General features: G+C 66.7%; 22 protein-coding genes. 7 read left to right on the top strand and 15 right to left on the bottom strand.

Annotated features, from left to right (window positions below):
- Nucleotides 1-75 precede the first annotated feature (75 nt).
- The 5 genes from IEZ10_RS10900 to IEZ10_RS10880 are packed head-to-tail and all read right to left on the bottom strand — an operon-like array spanning nt 76 to nt 2,903.
- Entirely contained in the window at nt 76-216 is a 141-nt protein-coding gene (locus IEZ10_RS10900) for a hypothetical protein (RefSeq protein WP_189246368.1), read from the bottom strand.
- Nucleotides 213-389 carry a hypothetical protein gene (locus IEZ10_RS10895; protein WP_189246367.1) on the bottom strand — a complete coding sequence of 59 codons (177 nt, stop codon included), beginning with the start codon at nt 387-389 and terminating at the stop codon, nt 213-215. Before IEZ10_RS10895 ends, IEZ10_RS10900 begins: the two co-directional genes overlap by 4 nt.
- Before the next feature lie 20 nt (nt 390-409).
- Nucleotides 410-1,123: a DUF2637 domain-containing protein gene (locus IEZ10_RS10890; protein WP_189246366.1), complete on the bottom strand. Its 714-nt coding sequence runs from the start codon at nt 1,121-1,123 to the stop codon at nt 410-412.
- 32 nt (nt 1,124-1,155) lie between these two features.
- Nucleotides 1,156-2,532 (bottom strand): FtsK/SpoIIIE domain-containing protein, encoded by a 1,377-nt coding sequence (locus IEZ10_RS10885; RefSeq protein WP_189246365.1) that lies wholly within the window; start codon nt 2,530-2,532, stop codon nt 1,156-1,158.
- Nucleotides 2,529-2,903, bottom strand: a complete 375-nt coding sequence (locus tag IEZ10_RS10880) for an SCO3933 family regulatory protein (protein ID WP_189246364.1) — start codon at nt 2,901-2,903, stop codon at nt 2,529-2,531. The genes IEZ10_RS10885 and IEZ10_RS10880 overlap by 4 nt, the downstream gene beginning before the upstream one ends.
- A gap of 148 nt (nt 2,904-3,051) precedes the next feature.
- On the opposite strand from IEZ10_RS10880, the gene IEZ10_RS10875 reads away from it, so the two are divergent.
- From IEZ10_RS10875 to IEZ10_RS10865, 3 genes are all read left to right on the top strand, one after another.
- The gene (locus tag IEZ10_RS10875) at nt 3,052-3,420 is read left to right on the top strand and encodes a GntR family transcriptional regulator (RefSeq protein ID WP_229811141.1); all 369 of its coding nucleotides are present in this window, start codon (nt 3,052-3,054) and stop codon (nt 3,418-3,420) included.
- 567 nt (nt 3,421-3,987) lie between these two features.
- The gene (locus tag IEZ10_RS10870) at nt 3,988-4,737 is read left to right on the top strand and encodes a P-loop nucleotide/nucleoside kinase family protein (protein WP_229811140.1); all 750 of its coding nucleotides are present in this window, start codon (nt 3,988-3,990) and stop codon (nt 4,735-4,737) included.
- Nucleotides 4,734-5,327, top strand: coding sequence for a nucleoside/nucleotide kinase family protein (locus tag IEZ10_RS10865; RefSeq protein ID WP_189246362.1), 594 nt, complete (start codon nt 4,734-4,736; stop codon nt 5,325-5,327). The genes IEZ10_RS10870 and IEZ10_RS10865 overlap by 4 nt, the downstream gene beginning before the upstream one ends.
- 442 nt (nt 5,328-5,769) lie before the next feature.
- On the opposite strand, the gene IEZ10_RS10860 is transcribed toward IEZ10_RS10865, so the two are convergent.
- Entirely contained in the window at nt 5,770-6,057 is a 288-nt protein-coding gene (locus tag IEZ10_RS10860; RefSeq protein ID WP_189246361.1) for a hypothetical protein, read from the bottom strand.
- Nucleotides 6,045-6,413 (bottom strand): hypothetical protein, encoded by a 369-nt coding sequence (locus IEZ10_RS10855; protein ID WP_189246360.1) that lies wholly within the window; start codon nt 6,411-6,413, stop codon nt 6,045-6,047. Before IEZ10_RS10855 ends, IEZ10_RS10860 begins: the two co-directional genes overlap by 13 nt.
- A 106-nt stretch (nt 6,414-6,519) precedes the next feature.
- Between IEZ10_RS10855 and IEZ10_RS10850 the strand changes: the two genes are divergently transcribed.
- Nucleotides 6,520-6,828 carry a GntR family transcriptional regulator gene (locus IEZ10_RS10850; protein ID WP_189246359.1) on the top strand — a complete coding sequence of 103 codons (309 nt, stop codon included), beginning with the start codon at nt 6,520-6,522 and terminating at the stop codon, nt 6,826-6,828.
- A gap of 194 nt (nt 6,829-7,022) precedes the next feature.
- On the opposite strand, the gene IEZ10_RS10845 is transcribed toward IEZ10_RS10850, so the two are convergent.
- The 3 genes from IEZ10_RS10845 to IEZ10_RS10835 form a co-directional block, all read right to left on the bottom strand.
- Nucleotides 7,023-8,399 carry a restriction endonuclease subunit S domain-containing protein gene (locus IEZ10_RS10845; protein ID WP_189246358.1) on the bottom strand — a complete coding sequence of 459 codons (1,377 nt, stop codon included), beginning with the start codon at nt 8,397-8,399 and terminating at the stop codon, nt 7,023-7,025.
- Nucleotides 8,396-10,396 carry a type I restriction-modification system subunit M gene (locus tag IEZ10_RS10840; protein WP_229811139.1) on the bottom strand — a complete coding sequence of 667 codons (2,001 nt, stop codon included), beginning with the start codon at nt 10,394-10,396 and terminating at the stop codon, nt 8,396-8,398. The genes IEZ10_RS10845 and IEZ10_RS10840 overlap by 4 nt, the downstream gene beginning before the upstream one ends.
- A gap of 855 nt (nt 10,397-11,251) precedes the next feature.
- Nucleotides 11,252-12,265, bottom strand: coding sequence for an HNH endonuclease (locus IEZ10_RS10835; RefSeq protein WP_189246357.1), 1,014 nt, complete (start codon nt 12,263-12,265; stop codon nt 11,252-11,254).
- A gap of 126 nt (nt 12,266-12,391) precedes the next feature.
- Here IEZ10_RS10835 and IEZ10_RS10830 point away from each other — a divergent pair, with 126 nt between their 5' ends.
- The 3 genes from IEZ10_RS10830 (at nt 12,392) to IEZ10_RS10820 (ending at nt 15,028) form a co-directional block, all read left to right on the top strand.
- Nucleotides 12,392-12,691 (top strand): nucleoside triphosphate pyrophosphohydrolase, encoded by a 300-nt coding sequence (locus tag IEZ10_RS10830; RefSeq protein ID WP_189246356.1) that lies wholly within the window; start codon nt 12,392-12,394, stop codon nt 12,689-12,691.
- A 331-nt stretch (nt 12,692-13,022) separates the two neighbouring features.
- Nucleotides 13,023-13,754: an alpha/beta hydrolase family protein gene (locus IEZ10_RS10825; protein WP_189246355.1), complete on the top strand. Its 732-nt coding sequence runs from the start codon at nt 13,023-13,025 to the stop codon at nt 13,752-13,754.
- Nucleotides 13,703-15,028, top strand: coding sequence for a serine hydrolase (locus tag IEZ10_RS10820; protein WP_229811138.1), 1,326 nt, complete (start codon nt 13,703-13,705; stop codon nt 15,026-15,028). Before IEZ10_RS10825 ends, IEZ10_RS10820 begins: the two co-directional genes overlap by 52 nt.
- Before the next feature lie 223 nt (nt 15,029-15,251).
- On the opposite strand, the gene IEZ10_RS10815 is transcribed toward IEZ10_RS10820, so the two are convergent.
- The 5 genes from IEZ10_RS10815 to IEZ10_RS10795 form a co-directional block, all read right to left on the bottom strand.
- A complete protein-coding gene (locus IEZ10_RS10815; RefSeq protein WP_189246354.1) occupies nt 15,252-16,391 on the bottom strand; it encodes a right-handed parallel beta-helix repeat-containing protein in 1,140 nt (379 codons plus the stop codon).
- A gap of 395 nt (nt 16,392-16,786) precedes the next feature.
- A complete protein-coding gene (locus IEZ10_RS10810) occupies nt 16,787-17,320 on the bottom strand; it encodes a hypothetical protein (RefSeq protein ID WP_189246353.1) in 534 nt (177 codons plus the stop codon).
- A gap of 95 nt (nt 17,321-17,415) precedes the next feature.
- Nucleotides 17,416-17,766, bottom strand: a complete 351-nt coding sequence (locus tag IEZ10_RS10805) for a hypothetical protein (RefSeq protein WP_189246352.1) — start codon at nt 17,764-17,766, stop codon at nt 17,416-17,418.
- Between the two features lie 44 nt (nt 17,767-17,810).
- Complete coding sequence (locus IEZ10_RS10800) at nt 17,811-19,112, bottom strand: DUF8832 domain-containing protein (protein WP_189246351.1); 1,302 nt, start codon at nt 19,110-19,112, stop codon at nt 17,811-17,813.
- Nucleotides 19,109-20,194 (bottom strand): hypothetical protein, encoded by a 1,086-nt coding sequence (locus IEZ10_RS10795; protein WP_189246350.1) that lies wholly within the window; start codon nt 20,192-20,194, stop codon nt 19,109-19,111. Before IEZ10_RS10795 ends, IEZ10_RS10800 begins: the two co-directional genes overlap by 4 nt.
- Nucleotides 20,195-20,445 lie beyond the last annotated feature (251 nt).

The raw sequence follows: 20,445 nt of genomic DNA, 5'->3' as shown, positions 1-20,445 counted from the left end.
CGGTTCGGTTCGGGATGGCCCCCGACGTGACAGACGTCTTGGCGGATGTGTGGTCACGCCGGGGGCGCCAAGGGCTCAGCAGAAGCCGAGGCCCTCGCAGTGCTCGCAGGTCTCGCCGTAGCCATCGACGCCGGTCCCGCCGCAGTGGCAGCACTGCCAGCGCCGGGGAGCGATGTCGCGGAGTTCGGCGGTCGGGGCGTTGAGGTCGTCGGTCATGTGATCCATCTCCCGGTGTCGCGTCTGGGGGCGGTGTTGAGGAACACCCGCCAGGTATGGGGCCGCTCGCGCAGCTTCATGACCGGCGATATCTGCCGGATCGGCAGGAGCGTGCGGATGGTGTTGGCGGCGTGGACGACTTCGGCGTAGGTGCCGTCGATGCGGATGCGCATGGGGGTTCTCCTTCGCGGGTTCAGGCGGGGTCGGGCTGCTCGCGCAGGGCGTGGAGCAGGTCTGCGGCGAGTTGGTTGGACACGCCGAGGCGGGCGCGCAGGGTGTCGCGGGTGATGGGCCGGCCGTGCCGGGCGTGGTGTTCGGCGGCCACTCGACGGGCGTAGTCGACGAGTTCGCCGGTCGGTCCGGTGTCGCCGTGGTCGCTGGGTGGTTCGGTTCGGGCCGGTACGGCGGGGCCGGGTGAGGGGACGAGCGCGGCGGGTTCGGCCGCGGGTTCCGGTACGGCGTGCGGGACAGGGACAGGAGCGGGGGCGGGGTCCGGGGCCGGTTCGGGTTGAGGGGCCGAAGCGCGTCGTTCGAGCATGGAGACGGCGATGAGGAAGGCGCCGGCCGGGGTCGCGGCGCAGATCCATCCCCAGGGGGTCGGTTCGGCTTGGGCGAGGTTGGCGGCCAAGGAGAGGGTGATTCCGCCGACGAGGACGAGGGTGGGCCAGGAGATCCAGCCGTCCGGGCGGCGGCCGGTTTTGCGGTCGCGCTGGCGTTCCCGGGCGGCCATGACGCAGGTGAGATCGACGCAGACGGCCACGGCCCACGCCATCGGCCCGTTTTGGCCGTGTTCGGTGGCGGTGTCGCGGATGTGGGTGAAGCTGCCCGCTCCGGCGATGAGCGCGAGGATCAGCACCGGTCCGGCGTCGGCGAGCCGTACGGCCAGCCGGGGCCTGCTCGTGGTCATCGTTACCTCCTTCCGGTGGGGTCGAGAGGGGGTCAGGCGGCGAGTTCGGGGATGTCGTCGGTGGCGGGCAGCTCGTGGCCGAGGCCGGAGGCGGCCACCTGGTTCCAGGAGGGGGTCAGGTGGGCGTAGGCGGTGGCGGCGTGTTCGGCGGCGTCGGTGGAGACGTAGCCGGACCGCGCCCGGTACCAGCGGCCATCGGAGCCGGTGATGACGGCGACGCCGGGCAGTTCCGGCGCGATGGAGCGGGCGGCTACCAGCGCGTCGGGGTCGAGGTCGCCGAGGGTCATCACGGCGGTTTCGGGGTCGTTGACCCGGTGGCAGACGCGTCCGCCGATCTGGGCGCGCAGCGCGGTGACGCCGGGGCCGAGGTCGGAGCCGATGCGCTGGCCGGACAGCACCAGGTGGATGCCGAACGCGCGGCCGAGCTGGGCGATGCGCAGCAGCGCGGTAGCCGTACGGGTGACCTGATCCTTTTCGGCTTTGTCGGCGGTGAGGTACAGCTCTGCCAGCTCATCGACCAGGACCACGACCGGGATGGGCCGGCATGCGTCGGGGAGCTGCCAGATGTCGCGGACCCCGTAGCGGCGGCAGGCGAGCATCCGGGCGCCCATGACCGCGATGAGGTCGCCGAGCAGGTTGAGGCATTCTTCGCGGGTGGTGGCCAGCGAGGTGAGGCGGTCGGCGTAGGCCGACAGCTCCACTCCGCCTTTGAGGTCGAAGCCGACCAGGGCGACCGGTTGCGGGGCCAGGCCGACGATGAGCGCGTTGATCAGGTTGGACTTGCCCGACTGGGTGGCGCCGGCGTTCATCCAGTGCGGGATGAGCCGGAAGTCCATCCGCCAGGCCGCGCCGGTCTCCAGCACCCCGACGACCGGGCGAAGCAGGTCCTCAGCCCGCCAGCCGTCTCGGGGCTCAGCCGGGGGTACGGCCGGCGCGACGTGCGCTAAAGGGTCACGGGTGATCCCTTGGAGGGTGACGCGGCCGGGTCGGGAGCCAACGACGCGCACGGCCTCGATGCGCCAGGCGTGCGCGAGCCGTTCGCAGACCTTGGCGTAGTCGTCGGGCACCTGTCCGTCGAGGAGGTGGAAGGTGACGCGGAAGCCGTTGCGGGTGGGCCGGGGCAGGCCCATCCAGGGCTTGGTGTCGACCTCGACCCGCTGGAAGCGCCGCCGGACCCGGACGACGCCGGTCGAGGCGACGAGGTTGGGGATGACGGTGAACCACCAGCGGCGGCGTTTTTTGGTCAGCCCGCAGCCGGAGGCCACGTGCCGCCAGGACCAGCGCAGCCACAGGGCTTTGCGCGGGAAGACCAGGGCGTACCAGTAGGAGACCGGCGCCCACCGCCGCCAGGCGATCAGGAGGAGCAGGGCGGCGAGGACCTTGAGCAGGGGGTGGCCGAGGTCGATCACAGGTCCGCCCCCGTTCTGACCGGAGCGGCCGGGGCGGCCGGGGCGTGGTAGCCGGCGGAGGTGGCAGGCAGGAAGGAGGCGGCCCGGTAGGCGATGCCCCAGCGGCCGGCCTGTTCCCAGACGTAGCCGACCAGGTTGACCGGGATGACCTCCTCGCCCGCGGTGATCTGCGGTTCGGGGGTGGTGGTGACCTTGACCAGCTCCATGCGGTTGAACTCGTCCTCGATGAGGAGGGTGAGCTCGTACATGACGTTGCCGTCCTTGTCGCGCTTGATCTCGCCGGTGTCCCGGCTGACGAGGCGGGGCTTGGGCGGCTTGACGCAGGTGATCTGGAGCTTGGAGACGTCGACGGGGATGGGGATGGTGCGCATGGCTGATGTCCTTTGCTGAAGTGGGATGGTGGAACTCTTGGAGTACATAGAACGCTTGGAATTCTAAGTTGTCAAGGAGTGCTTTGGCGTCCTGGTTGGTTTCTTTACCGGGGTGTGCTCAACTGGAGGCGAGACGAGGAGAGCACAGATGATGGTGGAGAAGACCGGCCGACCGGCCTACCTGCAGATCGTCGACGAACTGCGCGGGCAGATCCGCGCCGGCTCTCTGCAACCCGGCGCCGCCCTGCCGTCCACCGCCCAGCTCTGCGAACGCTTCGACGTCTCCGCCAGCGTGATCAAAGCCGCGATCAGCGTCCTACGGACCGAAGGGCTTGTAGTCGGCCAGCAGGGCAAGGGAGTGTTCGTCCGCCAGGCCCCCGCCGAGCCGTCCGAGCCGGTCACCCCGGAAGCGGCGTCGGAGATCCTGGAGCAGATCACCCAGATGCGCCAATCGCTCAAGCAGATGGGGGACCGTCTCTCCGCTCTTGAGGCGGCAGTCTTCGAAGAGCGAGGCTGATCTCACCGAGCCGGCACGCCAGCTCGTCCAGCTCCGCCCGGATCGCGTTCAACTCCCAGACGATGCGCTGAGGGTCCGGAATCATCGCTTCCCCCTCTGTTCGGTGGTGTCCTTACCGCCTTGCGGCGTGACCTAATTCCACCGTGAGCTGCGGCTTCCCGGTATCACGTCGAGCTGGTTAAGCTTCTTCAGCTGCTCTCAACGTCCATTTACACGAGCGTTTTCACATGCACGACCGCACACCGCGCACGACCCTCCATAGCGTGAAGGCGAAGGTATGCAATGAAGACGACCCAGCGCCCCGGCTGGACCCCTTCCCGCCTGCGGGAACACCGTGAGGCCCACGGTCTGACCCTGGAGGCCGCGGGCGAGCGGCTCCGCCAGGCGGCCAGCGGTCACGGCCTTGCCGTACCGGCCGCGAACTTCCAGACCATCTGGTCGCACGAGCAAGGCGCCGTCTATCCAGGCCCGCATTACCGGCGCGCATATTGCCTGCTTTACCAGGCCACCGAGCCTGAACTTGGCTTTCGACCCCCCTTGCCCGGTGAATCCCAGAAAGCGGAAATCATGATTTCCGATTTGCCCGCGCCCGCCGACCCCGCCGCGGACAACGCCGCCGCCCAGGTCATTGAGGAAGCCTTCACCAAGGTCTCCGTCGGAGACATCAGCTCCGGTTCCCCGCAAGCCCTGTTGCGCAACCGGGTGGTCGACGCCTGGCGCCGGCGCCACGGCGGCGGCAGCCCCAAGCCCATCCTCGTCCTCGTCGGCGGATACGCCGGATCGGGCAAGACGGAGTTCTCCCGCTTCCTGTCCGACATCACCGGCTGGGCGTTCCTGGACAAGGACTCCCTGACCCGCTGCATCGTGGAGCGGCTGCTCATCTCCCTCGGTGGCGACCCCCACGACCGCCACACCGAGCTGTACCTCAAGGAGGTCCGGCCGTTCGAGTACCGGTGCCTGATGGAGACCGCGTGGGACAACCTCAAGGTCGGCACCTCGGCCATCCTGTCGGCGCCCTTCATCGCCGAGCTCAAGGATGAGGAGTGGTTCGCCCGGCTGGAGAACCGGTGCGCGGCCAAGGGCGTGGACGTGGCCGCGATCTGGGTCCGCTGCGATCCGGAGTCGATGCGGGAGTACATCGAGTTCCGCGGCGCCGCCCGGGACGCTTGGAAGCTGGAGAACTGGGAGCAGTACGTGGCCGGCCTGGACGTCGAGACCAGTCCGCCCACCGCCCACGTCACCGTCGACAACCGGCTCGGGTCGGCGATCAGTCTCGCCGACCAGACCCGCGAAGCCCTCAAGCGGATCTTGTCGTGAACCGGGCCGGAGTCGTTCTGTACGGCCCGCCGGCCAGCGGCAAGGACACCGTCACCGCCGCCCTTACCCGAGCCGATCCGCGGTTCGTGTTGCTGCCCAAGCTCAAGGTCGGCACCGGCCGCGGCCAGGGGTATGAGTTCGTCACCGCCGATCGTCTCGCCGAGCTGCGTGAGGCCGGGCGGCTGCTGGCCGAGACGCACCGCTACGGCAATGTCTACGCCGTCGACCGGCAGACGATCGAAGCGCTGACCGCCGCCGGAGCCGTACCGGTCACGCACATGGGCAACCTCGCCGACCTGCGCCGCCTCGTCGGCCGCGAGCCGGACGGATGGCTGCGGGTATTGCTGTGGGTGCCGCGCGAGGTCACCGCTCAGCGCTCCCGGGGCCGTGGCGACGCCGACACCGAGCGGCGCCTTGCCGCGTGGGACGAGACCCTCACCGACCTGGAGACCGGCGCGGACGCGGGATTCTTTCACCTGCGCCTCCACACCGACCGGATCGACGCTGAGGCCGCAGCCAAGGAGATCATGGGCGCCTACGACAGGTTGCGCACGGCCGGGCGTTCTCGCGAGGAGGCACACCCCCGGTGAGCCGCGCCGCCACCTCCGGCGGGATCAGGTCCAGCCGCCACCAGGTCCCGCAGCCGGCGCACCGCGCGCCGGTCCATGCCCCGTCCGGGGTCGATGTCCACGACACCGAGCGGTGCGGGCAGCCGCCGGGGGAGAGCCGGTCCGTCATCCTTCCGCCTCCTCCTACGGTGGCCGCCTGAGCGGCGGGTGTTTCGTGCTTCCCCCGCCCCTGCCGGACCGGTGGTGTCTCCTCGGATGGTCGGCCCCGTCTACGGGGAACGCGCAGAGCGGTGACCGACGGGGGCGGCGGGCACCGCTCCCGGGGCCGACGTCGAGACCGAGTCACCATTGGGGACGGCCGGCGAGGGGCGGGGGAAGTCTGGGGGCCGGGAGCCGTGTGGGATGAGCTCCCGGCAGGCGGGGCGGCGAGATCCCCTCCTTTTCTCGCCGCCCCGCCCGTCTTTCAGCAGGCGTGCCCGGACAGAACCGCCGTCCAGGTGGCCTGAGCTTCAGCGATCGACACGCGCGTGGTCTCTTGGACATGGGGTGCGCCGTCGAGCTGGACCGTCCGGCGCAGGAACGCCCGCCCGCCACCGACGCACAGCTCATAGACCGTTGCCCGGCATGAGCACGTCCAGGCCACCGGCCGTACCCGCACCAGCGACCGGCACGGCGCCCGCCACACCAACCGTTCGCAGCCGTGCTGCGGCCTTGCCGCGTGCGGGCTCAGGCAGTGGCTCACTGCGGACATGCGCTGCGCTCTTCCGGCCGCGCCGGGTGCTCGCGGCGCAGGTCGGCATAACGTCGGGCGACCCGCTGCGCCGCCTGGACGGGTTCCAGCGCCGAGTGCCAGGCGTAGACCGGGCGGCGCTGGCGGGCGTTCCATTCGGTGCGCCACCAGAAGCGCCGCCCGTCGCACCAGACGAGCAGATCGACCCACACCGACACCACCGCCAGGCCGTAGCCGTCATGGACATCGGCAGGGATCTCATGCTCGGCCAGGGCATTACGAAGCTCCTCAGCCGCATCCACCGCGCCCGCTTCATCGGGCAAGGCTGTGACCATGACTTCCCTCCCGTCGACATCCTGTCCAGGATAAACAGTCATTCCTACTCCTGCCTACCCCTCAACACTTTTTCCTACTCCTGCTGATCGGTACGTGTCGTAACGTCTGTTGACCTGGGGCTACCGGTCGCTTCCTATCGTTTGTACTGTGATCCACTTCCGGCCTGATCAGCCCAAGTCAGAGCAGGTTCTCGCCGAGATGCGTCGACGCATTCAAGCCGGCGAGTACAAGCCGGGGCACCCCGTCCCTGGGGAGCCGCGCATGGCTGAAGAGTTCGGGATCGCCCGACGAACCGCTCGCAAGGTGATCAATGCCCTCATCGCCGAAGGACTCGTCTACACCGTCCGCAACATCGGGACCTTCGTCGCCGACCCCAAGACCGGCGGACCACCCGAGCGCATCGAACCCGGAGACGACCAGGGCCGGCCCGAAGGCCAGCCAGCACCGGCTGAATGAGAACTTTCTCTCCGTCTTTAAAGGCGGTCCGCTTCGCGGCCCGCCGTGCGTCGGGCGGTCGCCGGCCGCGCTGCGGCTCTCCGGCCGGTCGCGGCCGCGCCGCCCACGCACCGGGATGCGCCCCGTTCCGTCCGATTCAGCCGCAGTGGATACCCAGACGGTGCCGTTAACTTCTTCCGCACAGGAAAGAAGTGTCAGATAGAGGCGCCTACCTTGCGCAGGATAGCTGCCTCAAATCGATTTACCGCTTCAGCCTCAAGAGTGTTCGCAGCGCCCAAGTCGCGCCAGCACTGCAACGCAGCATCACCACTTTCCTCGTCAAGTGGCGGGAGAATCACATCATTGAGGTTGTAAGGATCAACGACATCAACAACCGAGCCGAAAGCGCTCGCTTTCACCTGCAATTGGACGTGCCTGGAGGCAAAGCAAAGATAAAGCCACCCAGGGCTCGTACCCTCATTAGGGCGGACCCTCATCACATTGTGACTGGCTAGCCAGTCCGCTCGTTCCTCCGTGATTAGAGCGGGAAGAGAGATACGTTCTTCGGCGCGACCTCGTGCACCAAACACAAGAGTCCCGACACCTAGTTCGTATTCAGAGAAGTCGAGTGCCCGAGCGGCGATGTATTGAAGATTCACCGGCCTCATCTGAAGAAGTTGGCGCCCCGAGAGAATTGGACGACCGAATTCCGACTCCACATAATAGCGCTTATAGCGGTTCGGCATGGACGTCTGAGCGACCTCGCCTACCTTCACGCCGCCAATAGCTGCAAGCGCCTCTCGGGTTCGACTAACAAGCGGATCATGGTATGCCGCATCGAGTCGACTTCCGAGCGCACTAGCGTTCTGCGTCCAGCCATCACGGAGTTTTCCTGACCGCTTGATCGGCGGGAGCGCTTCCTGGAAGTCGGCAACTAGTTCGTCCAGTCGAATCCTTGCTTGTTCCCGTACACTAATTGCCTTACGCATGAGTCCGACAATTTCTACCGTGAAAGCGTCGTCGATGAACGGGACTTGGACTGCCCCAAGGTCTTCGGCGGATAGGTGATCGATTACATTACCAGTCTTACTGCGCGTGAGCAGAGCTTGACCTGTTGGCGTACTAAGGAAAGTCAATGCGTACAGACGATCGCTTTCATTCTCGATGTTGAGACGGAGCATATCGTCGCTCACGACGAACCGACTTATGTACTCGTCGGCGTATGCCAGCGGTCCAAGATTCCGACCCGAACATGTCTGAAGGATTGTTCCGGGCTTTGGCATTAGACGGCCGAAGTCGGCGTTTCCTGCCTTGGAAAGGAGATCGGCCGCTTGGGGGAGATAGTCGAACACATCGTACGGACGTAGGTATGGGATCGATTCCTCGCCGGCGGCGGCATAGACACGCTTCGTACGAGATGTAGGGCTGACGTAACCCAAGCCTCCTTCTCCAGCAAGGGGGCGAAGTTCCGCACCCCCCTCCTTGAGCAACAGAATGTGCTCATTCGCCTGGACGCCAGGAGAGCAGTGGTACTTAGCATCGAGGCGTCCGTCTGCAAACGCTAGCTTTGCGCGAACTGGTGCGACGATCATCGCTGCTCGCTTAGCCAACGGAGGTATGCAGTCGCAACTTCTGGAAGCTCGTCGTCGACCTGGCGCTCGGTTACCTCGATCTCGCGCAACACCTCAGCCCCGGTTTCCTGGTCGATTTCAGTCACTGTTTCAACACGGCTAACCAAGGCGTCCTCACCTTCGGCCGTCCGTCGATAGATAACATTGCCGCGCTTGTCGTGTCCGATACTCTCAGCAACGGCCATGAAAATCGGGTAGTCGAGACCTGTAGATTCTGCGTTTGCTATTTCCTCGGAATTAAGCCTTCGCATAAGAACCATCGAGGTCTGAGTATCATTACCCGGCTGGAACAGGTCGCGATGCATATCGACGACGGCAAGAATCTGTGCACGCCGCACCAGCCAGTGACGAACGTAAGCTAGACCGGGGTTGTTGAGAATGCCGTTTGGAATGACCATGGCCATACGACCAACTCCAGGCTTTAGCAGCTGAAGGCATCGCTCAATGAATAGGATCTCGGGTGGCTGGGACTTTTGAAGCACAGGGTTTCCATGCTTGTCACGACGGATCGTCCAATTACCTGCGTCGTCCTGATCCCACGTAGCAGCGAGTTCGTACTGCGACAACGTTCCTTCGTCATCAATGGGAATCTTGGTTCCAAAGGGAGGGTTCGACACGATAACGTCGATGCTCCCAAGCGGTACCCGAGTACGAAGGTCACTCTGCCACATGTGCGGGTTCTCTAGGGTGTTTGCCTGCCAGAGCCCACCCGAACCATCATTGTTCATGACCATGTTCATCTTCGCTGCACGCACAAGCGCTGGATTCAAATCAATCCCGAAGACGCACTGGGACAGATACTCCGAGCGGCGCCGGAACAATTCTTGGCGTTCGGCATCAGTACCATTCGCTGGGTCGATCCACTGTTCACGCTCGCTGCGTTCGATATGGTCGACAGCATGGTTCATCGCTGTGATGAGGAATCCACCCGTACCACACGAAGGGTCGAGGATACGCTCATCGGGTTGAGGATTTAGCATTGTAACGGCCATGCGGCAGGCATTGCGGGGAGTAAAGAACTCGCCCCGATCGCCGCGCAGGTTCGATCCGACAATCTCCTCGTATGCTACGCCTTTAACGTCGACGGGCGACGCAAGCAAAGAGTATCCCTGTAGCTGAGTCACAACATAGGCCACGACGCTCGGCTTCAGGTCGATGGTCATGTCTCTAGCTTCGAAGATCGTCGGATATTTCAGGACGACCTTATTTTTGAACAACTCTTGAATACGCTTCTTAGCCGAGGTGGCGACGGAAGCGTTCTCACGCTCACTCGGCGTCGCATAAAAGTTGATCTTGTTTGAGCGCTCATCTTCAATCTTGGTGAAGATTAGTTTGAGCAATTCCCAGAAGGCTTCGGTCTTCTGCTTGCCTTCATGCGCGGCGATGTAGTTGTGACACCGACGGAAAGCAAATAGGAGGTTGTCAGCGGTAGCTACCTTTAGATCTCGCCGCTTAGGCCGCTGAGCGTCTTCCTCCGTCTGGCCAAAGCCAGGGATGTCGATGATCTCATCAAAGGTCCAGCTACCCTTACCGTCTGATCGCTTGGCATAACAGAACCGATCATCGCCGTTGGTCCACATGCCATATTGGACGTTAAGACACGCGGCCATGTAGGACTGAAGCTGCCCGATTCCCTCGGTGCGGTGGGTTGGCTTAACGTCGGCTTTTTTAGTCTCGACCAAGATGTACGCATTAGCTTGAGCATGGTCCTGACCTGGACCAAAGACCACAATGTCGACCCGCTTCCTGCTGCTGCCGACTCGAATGGGGAACTCAGGCTCGCAGTCCTTCGCCGCGTACTTGTACTGCCGAACCAATGCTTTTTCGATGTTCTGGCGAACATACTCTTCGGCAGTGTCGTTAACCAACTTGCCAGTGAGATAGTCCGCGACTTTACCCTCTGGAACCGAACCGACCGGGGTAACTGTGGGAGTGGTCAGGGCAGCAGGCACCAGCACGTGAGTTTCCTTCGATGTCACGGGAGGGGCGGACGCCACAGCCTATCGCGAACTCCTCACCTTCCCATCCCACAACTGGGGGCTCCGCCGCCCCCAGACCCCCGCGGACCGTGGCAACCGCCGACGCCAACCGCCTTGATCAAACTTCGCCGTAGGCGTCGGCGGCCGCCACGGATCGGATCTCTCGGCACTAAATGATCTTGTAACGCAAATGCCAACGGGTCTAGACACGCCTGAACGATCACTCTCTAACTACGGATCAGATGGTTAGGTCCCATCGCGTGCTCCTTGCCGTACAGCAATACCGCCTTCGCGATCACATGCCACGGGATTGCTTCCGCCGAGTCACCAGGGCAGGAGCCTCTACGCCGTGGCCGCCTCCCCTTGCAAGCAGGCAGCCATGCCACCCTTCCTTCTCGATCCCAAATCTGACGAGTGTGGGACATGCACGGGATGATCTTTCAAGGGATGGGGCTACATGGGACGTTCGCCCAGCTCACGCCGCATGATCCCTCTATGCGACCACCGCTCTCCTAAAGCGGGTGTCGCATGTTCGAATCATGCCGGGGGCACCATCTTGACCGGTCGTTAGACCCCTGGCCTGCGGTTTTCAGTCGTGTGTCTTTCGCCTACCGGACCCTGGACAGGTCGCCTAGGGCAACCACATGCGACCTTAAGCCCTTGACCAGGGGACATAGGGGGATGATCTTGACGGGGTATCTCCGGGACCACGCAAGCCTGGCTGATGCTCAACTGAGCTGCCCGCAACCGCTCGCTGCCCCCGCATGGACGATGAGCCGCACCGGACGGCCTTGACCGGTAGGCGACAGCGAACTGCTTGCCTGTTCCACGCCGCTATTGGAGTCGGCTACGCACTTCTTTGATGAGATCCCACCATTCGCCGGCCCGCCCGCCTGAATGACCGTGCCGCTTCAGCGTCAGCTGGAGGGTTCGCTTCAGCGGGTGCGGTGACTGCATGATCGCCTCATTCCGCAGAGCCAGACGGGTGAGCTGGCCCTGTGAGGGCGGCTGGTTGCTCTTCTGCCCGTTGCAGGGCCTGTGCGCGGGGGCAAGGTTCCAGATCGCGTCCAGGTCGACATCCGTACCGCTCAGGAGCCGCTTGAAGGAGTATGGGAACACGTGGTCGACCGCGACCTCATCGACGCCGGGGATGAGCGCTTGAGCGCAGATGATGCAGCGACCATGCTGAAAGCCGATGACGGCCTCGGTGACCCCAGCGACTGAGCGCCGTCGTTCTTTGTCGGTGATCCGCAGTGTCTCCAGATCGACCGCTACGCCCTCCTCGACCAGGCTTCGGCCTACCCCGGCGGCGAAGGATGTCTCAACGATGCTCCACCTGGCAGCCAGTTCCGCCTGCAGGGTCGACCTCTGCTCCGATAGGGCGACCTCACGGAGGTGCTTTGTCAGCTTGACCACCCGCTCCCGGGAGCTGCCGGTCACCTCGTAGAAGCGATGGGGTATCTCAGCGCCACCGTGGCCGCGCAGATTGTGGAACTTCTGCATCACCATCTCGGGCATCGACTTCATCGCCGCGGCGAGCAGCTTCTCCGTGGGGGAACCAAGCCGGACGGACTCTGCGGCCTCCTCCTGAGCCACGGTCAGGAAGTCGGTTCCGCCGGTAACGCTCCTCGGCGAGGCCTGCGGCGCCTGCGCCAGATGCTCCACCAGCCTCATCGCGTACGGCCTGGCCAGATCCCTTAGAGGGATGTCGGTGCGTCCTTCGGCAGCGGCGCCCAGGAGCGCCTCCCCTAAGGCGAACTTGTAAGTACGCGAGTTGGCGCCCATGAGCACCGCCAGCCTCCATGAGGAGCGAGCCGTCGGTTCTTCGCGAAAGAACTCCGCAGTCATCCGTACATACCAGCCTTGATCGCGTTTAGACCGGTTCAGGGTAGTTCGCGATCAGCTGGATGTCACTGAGGCTCGATAGGCTCGGGAGCCTTGCAGGTAGGCCGCTTGAGGTGGAGGACGTGGAGCATGGGCAAGCTGGTTCGGGACAAGATTCCGGATATCATCCGCCAAAGCGGCGAGGAGCCGGTCATTACCGTGCTCGACGACATCGACTACCGCAGCGCTCTGCTGACTAAATTGTTTGAAGAGGCCACCGAACTCGGCGAAGCGTCTCTCTCCGAAGTCGCGGAGGAGATCGCCGATGTGTACGAAGTTCTGCGCGCGCTGGCTACGGTCAATGGGCATGACTGGAGTGCGATCGAGAAGGTGGCAGCCAGCAAACGGGAGGAGCGCGGCGGGTTCGACCGTCGTCTCTACCTGGCGTGAGCGGATAGGACAGCCGTCCGCGTTCGGTGATCGGGCGGACATCCCCGGCCCCGTGGGCGCGCGGGAGACGTCTACATCGCGGACCTGTCCGCGGCCGAGGCGGAGGCCCCATCGGGCGCAGGGGACGTCCACGCCCGGGACCGGGGCGGAGACCCCATCAAGTACGGGAGACGGCCACATCACAGACCCGCCCGCGGCCGAAGCGGAGGCCCCGTCGGTCGGGATAACGGCCGAGATCAAACTCTCCGACTACGCGCTTCCCGATGTCGAGCTGTTCACGCCGCGCCGCCGTACGTTCACCGCCCCCGACGGGACGCCGGTGGAGGGGTTCGTGCTGCGGGACGAGACGCTCACCGGGGCGGGGCCGCTTCCGCTGGATGCGCACGGTGGTCCGCACAACGCCTGGGCGCCGGTGTTCGACGGGATCCACCTCTACCACCAGGTGCTCGCCGCACGCGGCTGGACCGTGCTGACCGTCAACCCGCGTGGCAGCGACGGGTACGGCGAGGCGTTCTGCAAGGCCGTGCTCGGCGCCTGGGGCATCGCCGACACTGATGACCTCCTGAGCCCCATCGACGAGCCGGTGGGTGAGGGGATCGCCATGCTCGATCGGCTCGCGGTGATCGGCTACAGATATGGGAGTTATGTCTCCTACTGGCTGCCCGCCCGGACCGATCGCTTTAAGACGGCCATCTCCGGTGGGTGCCTCAGCGGCCTGGTCAGCGCGGCGGGCGCCTCGGACGAGGGTCACTTCCTCAGGACGTACGAATGCCGCGGCGACGCCGCCGCGCAGTCTCCCATGACCCACGTCGACCGGGTGACCACGCCGGCGCTGCTCCTCCACGGGGAGGGCGACTACCTGTGTCCCGTCGGCCAGGCCGAGCGGTGGTTCGCCGCGCTGCGCGAGCGGAGCGTGCCGGTCCGGCTGGTCCGCTACCCGGACGGCTCCCACCTGTTCATCCTCGACGGCCGCCCGTACCGTCGGGTGGACTGCAACGAAAGGATCGTCGAGTGGCTGCAGCAGTGGATCCCGGTCGATGGCGGGCCCGTCTCGCCGAACTGATCGCCCGTTTCGGGGTGCCCGGTGCGGGTCTGGCCTTCCTGCACGAGGGTGAGGTGCACGAGTTCGCCGCGGGCGTGCTCAACACGGCCACCGGTGTGGACGTGACCACCGACTCCCTCTTCCAGATCGGTTCGGTCACCAAGGTGTGGACCGCGACCCAGATCATGCTGCTCGTCGAGTGTGGTGAGTTGACGCTCGACACCGCGGTCGCCGAGGTGCTGCCGGAGTTCCGGGTCGCCGATCCCGAGGTGAGCAAGGCCGTCACGATCCGGCATCTGCTCACGCACACCTCCGGCATCGACGGGGACCTGTTCCTCGACACGGGCCGCGGCGACGACTGCGTGGAGAAGTACGTGCGGGCGTGCGCCGACCTCGCGCAGAACCACCCGCTCGGCGCCACCCAGTCGTACTGCAACTCCGGGTTCACCATCGCCGGGCGCGTCATCGAGCACCTCACCGGGAAGGTCTGGGACGCCGCGCTGCGCGAGCAGGTCATCGAGCCGCTCGGCCTGACCCACACCTGGACCCTGCCGGAGGACGTGCTGCGCTTCCGCGGTGCGATGGGCCACATGGACGGCCGGCCCGCCCCCGTCTGGGGCCTGATGCGCTCCGCCGGCCCGGCCGGGCTGATCTGCGCCCGGCCCGCCGACGTCGTCGCGTTCGCCCGCGCGCATCTGGGCACCGAGCTGCTCGCCGACCCTCGGGCGATGTGGGAGCCGCAGGTGGACATCCCCAACCCGTACACCATGGGCAGGCAGTGGGGCGTCGGCTGGATCCTGGACGAGTGGCAGGGCCGCCGGGTCCTCTCCCACGGCGGCAACACCATCGGCCAGGCCGCCATGCTCTGGGTGATCCCCGAGACGGAGACGGTGGTGTGCGTGCTGGCCAACGGCGGCCACACCGCCGCCTTCCAGCACGCCCTGGCCACCGAGCTCTTCGACGAGCTGCTCGGCCTGGCCGTGCCGCCCGTGCTCGGCCCTCCCGCCGAGCCGTTCGAGACCGACGTCGAGCGGTACGCCGGCGTGTACGAACGGGCGGGCGCCCGGATGACGATGTCGGTCCGCGACGGCCGGCTCTCGCTGTACAACGAGCCCACCGGCGCCCTCGCCGGGATGCAGCCGCCCATGGAGTTCGACCTCGTTCCGGTGGACGACACCACCTTCGTCGGCCGTCCGGAAGGGGAGCCGCAGTGGGTGTCGGCCGTCTTCTACGAGCTCGCCGACGGCTCGCCGTACGTCCATCTGGGTGTGCGTGCCACCCCCAGGACCGCCTGAGCGGTCATGACGGGTGTGGTGATCGGCCGGACGGTCCCCCGTTGACCGATCCCCTTCGCGGATGATGTCCGTTCATGTTCACTGTCGTGCGCGGATGAGGGATCGGCCACGTGGAGCGGGGCCACGGCCTCGGGAGGCACCGCCGGAGGGTGGGCTCCGGCGGTTCGTGCGGCGGCCTTTCGGGAAGCGATGAACCTCAGGGCCTCAGATGAGCCTCAGGGTCTCAGAAGCAGATCAGGTCGACGTCGCCCGGCTTGCAGGGGCCCTGGTTTCCGCCTCCGTCGATCACATCCCGCGACGGCGCCCAGATGAGGTAGTCCGCGTTGCCCGAGCCGGTGTTGCGGGTGAGGGTGATCCGGGGAGAGTAGGGCGGCCCGTTCTCTTCGCTGGAGTTCACGACGTGCAGGCCGCCCTGGAGGGGGTTGCCCCAGCGGTCGGTGGCTCCGCTGGGGGCCTGCCCGTTGTCCAGGAAGACGTTGTCGGAGACCGGGTAGGACTGCCGGGGCGTCACCCGGTTGTCGATGTACAGGCCGACCGTCGTGTTGCGGGCGAAGGTGTTGTTCCGCACGGTCATCGTGTCGAAGTACGGCCCGGCGCGCATTCCGATGGAGTTGTCGTTGAACTCGTTGTTCTCGACCGTGCCCGAGGACCAGGGACCCCGCGAGATGCCGCCCATGACGAGGGCCGTTCCGGCGTTCTTGAAGACGTTGTTCCGGAAGGTGAAGTCGACCGACTCCCAGCCCACCGACACCGGGGCGTTGTCGAAGACGTTTCCGGTGAACAGGCCGTCGCTGGATTCGGTGAAACTCAGCGAGCCGTTGCTCACCACGCTCGACCTCACGGTCGGCACCCCTTGGTAGAAGGTGCCCCCGTGCAGGGTGCAGTCGTCCGCCGTCAGGCGGGCCTGCGTGAGGTGGATGGAGTCTATTTCACAGGTGCTCGGCGTTCCGTTGGCGGTCACCGTCGCCCGGTTTCTGACGGTCAGTTTCACTCCTCGCACGTCGGTGAGGGTCACGGTGGTGCTCTCGGAGGCGGTGAGTCCTGAGAGCCGCCCGTTCTTCACGAGTACGCGGGAGGGGGTGTACACCAGGATGCCGCCCGCCACGGTGTGGCCCGCGAGGTCGAGGGTCACGAGGAAGGCGTTGTCCGAGTTCATGGTCAGGGCGTAACCCGATGGGCAGTTCAGGTCGTTGTCGAGGGTGACGGTCAGGGGTCTGCCGGACACTATCGAGTCGCCGCATTTCAGGACCGCCGCCTCAGCCGGTACGGCCTGCGTCAGGGCGGCCACCAGGACGAACGCGAGGATTCCCGCCGCCGTTCTCAGGCGTCGTGCCCCCGTTCTCCCCGCATGATTTCCGGTCATTTCTCTCCTGACTTTTCGGTGTGTCCCGTCTGGTTATCCGCCGGGACCCTCGAAATGTCGTCCGGCGAAACAGATCACCGTCCAGGGTGCATGGGAAGTGATTTCCGAAAAAGTCAGCAAAACGGCCCGCAGGTTCCGCCAACGAGACCGTTCTGACAGTTGCCCGGCGATCATAGAAGGTGATCACAGTTTTGGACGGGCGGATGAGGGCGATTCGGAGGAGCCGACGACCGGGAGAGATATTCCGGTTTCCGGAAACGCCGAGAACCGCCTGGGGCGCGAGCTGTGATCGATATCGGCCGGTGCTTTTTCTCGATGGCGGAGAAGGGGCGTTCGTGGCTTTCTCTCCCGGCCCCGGCGAGAGGCGGTCCTCTCCCGGCCCTGACGAGAGGCGGTCAGAAGGAGAGGACCGCCAGAACGGTGAGGCCGATGCTCAGCGCGATGAGGCCCGGCGTTCTGGGCTGCCGGGCGGCCTCCCTCCGCGAGGAGACCACCAGCACCGCGCCCAAGGCCGGCGCCGTCAGCAGGTGCAGGCCGTACCACAGGGGGATGGGCACCTTCCCGAGCACGGTCCCGGACAGCAGGTCGTCGACGGCCCCGTAGCCGGAGAGGGCGGCGAGCGCGCCGAGGCCCAGTGCCGCGAGGGCGTACCGGAACCGGCCGAGCAGGGCCCAGAGGATCGTCCCGAGGACGAGCAGGATCGAGGAGGTGTGGTGCAGTCGCCGGATGAGGGGGCCACCGCGCACGTCGAAGCCGATGTTCAGGGCCGAGGCGTAGGCGTCGCTCATGGGAGTGCCCCGAAGGGGCTCGTAGGAGCCGCTGTAGGAGACCGTCCCGTCGCTGGGCACGTGGAAGAAGGCCAGGAAGCCCCCGGTCAGCAGGAGGACGACGAAACAGCAGACCAGCATCTCGCCCATCAACTGCCTCATCCGCTCCATTCAGTGCATTTCACCACAGGGGTCCGGTTCGGATCAGGCGATTGACATCGCCGGGCCTCTCCCGGGAGGTACGGCGAGGCACGACGCTAGTCGGTGACGAGCGTGGTGAACGTGATGGTCTCCTCGCCCGGAGGGCCGGTGAGGCGGACGGACAGTTCCCACCCGCCGCCCATGGAGAACAGGTCGCCCTCGGCGACGAAGTGACCGGGGTCGGTCTTCCTGGCGGTGACCTCGGGCATCGCGTGGCCCATGGCGGGCATCACGGCGGCGACGGTGACGGTGTCGGCCTCTCCCCTGCCGAGCCGTACGTCTATCGTGTTCCGGTCGGCGGTGACGGTGACGGCGTAGCGGGTGCCCGCCGTGGTCACCGGGTCCCCTCCCGAGGAGCGGGCGACGACGAACGCGGCCACTATGACCGCCAGAAGCCCGGCGAGCACCAGACCTCCCAGACCCCTCAGACCTTTCGCCCCTTTTGCCTGGATCATCGGGGGACCTCCACGGTGAAGGGCACGGTGGTGATGCCGCGGTCTGTGGCGTACTGCGCCCAGGCGAAGTAGCGGCCCGGCGCGGGGAAGCCGAACGTGAAGCGCAGCCGGCCGCCGGGTGTCCCCATCTCGTGGACGTGGCCGAGGAACTCGCCGTCCTCGGCGCGCACGATGAGGTGACCCGCCATCCCGAGCCACGGCCGCGGCGTTCCGTTCGTGACCACCTCGACGGTGGCGGGTCGCCCCGCCCGCGGTACGGCGGGCGTCACCGTGACCGTCCCGGCCGCGGCGTCCTGGACCCCCGGGCCGGGCGAGGGCGTGGGCTTCGCCGGGCCGGCGACGGTGAAGGAGCCGGTGAGAAGCTGGCCGCCCGAGTCGGTGCGTTCGAGCTCGACGTAGGCGAGGTAGCGGCCGGGGCGGTCGGCGCGCAGCCGTACCTCCAGGCGTCCCGGCGCGGCGCGCAGCGGATGGACGTGGCGGAAGTAGCGGCCGTCCTCGCTGGTGACCACCAGGTGGGCCATGGCCTCGTGGTGGACGGCGAGGTCGTCGACGGGCCGCCCGGTGGACCCGTCGAACAGTTCCACGCGCGTCACGAACTCCTCGCCCGCGACCGGGCGGGCGGGGACCGTGGTCACCACCCGCTGAACGTACGGCCGGCCGAGCACCGAGCCCGTGGGCCGCGGCTCGGCACCGTCCGGCGGCCCGGTGGGCAGCCAGGGTTCGAGGACCACGATCAGTGCGGCGACCGAGATCCCCGCGGCGGCGACCGCGGTCACCACGAACGCCGGTCTGCCCCGCCGGTTGAACGCCCCGGTGAGCAGACCGCCCACCAGAAGCAGACCGGCCACGAACAGGCCGCCGTAGATCAGGAACTCCCATCCCGAGCCGCGGTCCACCAGGACCCGGAACGGGATCACCGCGGTCTCGCCCCCGGCTCCGACGGTCAGCTCGTGCGGCCCGGTCTCCTCGACCCGGAACTGCGCGGGGCGCCTCGGCGCCGCCGTACCGTGCGTGACGCGGCCGTCGGCCGTCGACCGGAGCCGCAGGTCCAGAGCCGGGGCGGAGGGGAAGCCGATCACCTCGACGCGCAGCGGCCCCGGCACCCGGGTCGTGGCCTTGATGACGAGGGTCAGCTCCGCGCCCGCGATCGTCTGCGCGATCCGCAGGTCCGCCCCCGCCCTGACGTCGTGCGCCGCCGCGGGCGACGCCGACGTCACCACCAGCAGAACGGCCAGGCAGAGCAGCCGGAGCAGGCCGACCGGGCAGGGAAGCCGGGACAGCCTGAGCAGCCGGATCATGCCTGTCGGACGCCGGACCCACCGGCCCCCGCGGGTGCCGCGTTCGGGAGGAACAGGGCGCCGAGCGCGAGGCCGACGAGACCCGCCACGGTCGGGGCGCCGGTCCACAGCTCGGGTACGGCCGGCAGCCGCCCCACGACCAGGGACGCGACCGCGATGTACAGAGACCAGGTGACGAACGCCGACAGGCCGGCGAAGGCCCAGTAGGCGGCCCGGCGCTCCCGGGAGGGACGCAGCCACCGGATCAGCAGGTCGCCCGCCAACCCGGCGGCGACGAACGTCAGCAGGATCGGCATGTTGCCGAAGGCCGTCTGCGCGCCCGGCATCAGGACGCCCACCGCGGACAGCACGGTCACGCTCCCGAACGGCAGCTGCCACCTCCGCAGGAGGAACAGCACCGGGGCGAGCAGCACCACGTTCGTGACGATCATCGAGGCGGCCAGTTGGTCGACACCGCCGTCGTCCACGCTGGAGAAGGCCCGGACGACGCTCTCCGCGCCCCACTGCATGGCGTTGCCGTACGACACGAACAACGACACCAGCGCGGCGCCGAAGCCGAGTCCGACCAGCGCGGGCAGCAGCCGCGACAGCCTGGGCCGGTCCCCGATGTCCGGGGCGTTCCAGGCCGAGCGGAGCGGGCTCGTGATGATGAGCATCATCGTCACGATCAGCCCCAGGTGGGAGGGGCTGAACAGGATGTCGATGGTCTGCTCGATGCCCAGGAACGTGTGCCACGTCAGGTCGGCGAACCCGAACACGGCGAACCCCGGGATGGCGAGCAGCCCCGCGAGGTACCCGTCCGGTACCGCGGCCAGGCCGCTCCGGCCGGCGCGCACGTTGCGGTAGACCTGCCAGATGATCCACCCGGACACCGCCGCGAACCCCGAGTAGAACGCCGCGTGCCAGGGCGTGAAGAACGTCTCCAGCTCGGCCAGGTTGCTGTGCGCCCAGGCGTCGATCATCAGTCCGACACCGAACCAGACGCCGAGCAACGCCGTGACCAGGTCGGTCCGGGGGCTCACCCGTGTGCGCGCCTGCCCGGAGTCCGCGAGCAGCCGCCGCACCCCAGCGTCCACCGCCATCAGCGTGCTCCTTTTCCTCGGTCCGATCGCCGGTGGCTTCCCGCCGACGGCGTTCCGCAGATGATTTCCCGTCGATGACTTTCCGTCGGTTCGATCATCGGCGACGGCCACCGACGGGGGAACCCGGCTGGCACTCTCCCGGAGGTGCGGTTATCCGCACCTCCGTACCTCCGCACGCGGTCGGGCGCCGTGACACCGCGCGCCCGCCGGTGACCGTACGGGCGCCCGCCCCTCACGCGTTCATGCACCGC

The sequence above is a fragment of the Streptosporangium pseudovulgare genome (assembly GCF_014648055.1).
GTDB lineage: Bacteria > Actinomycetota > Actinomycetes > Streptosporangiales > Streptosporangiaceae > Streptosporangium > Streptosporangium pseudovulgare.
This window is presented reverse-complemented; position numbering and strand designations above follow the sequence as displayed.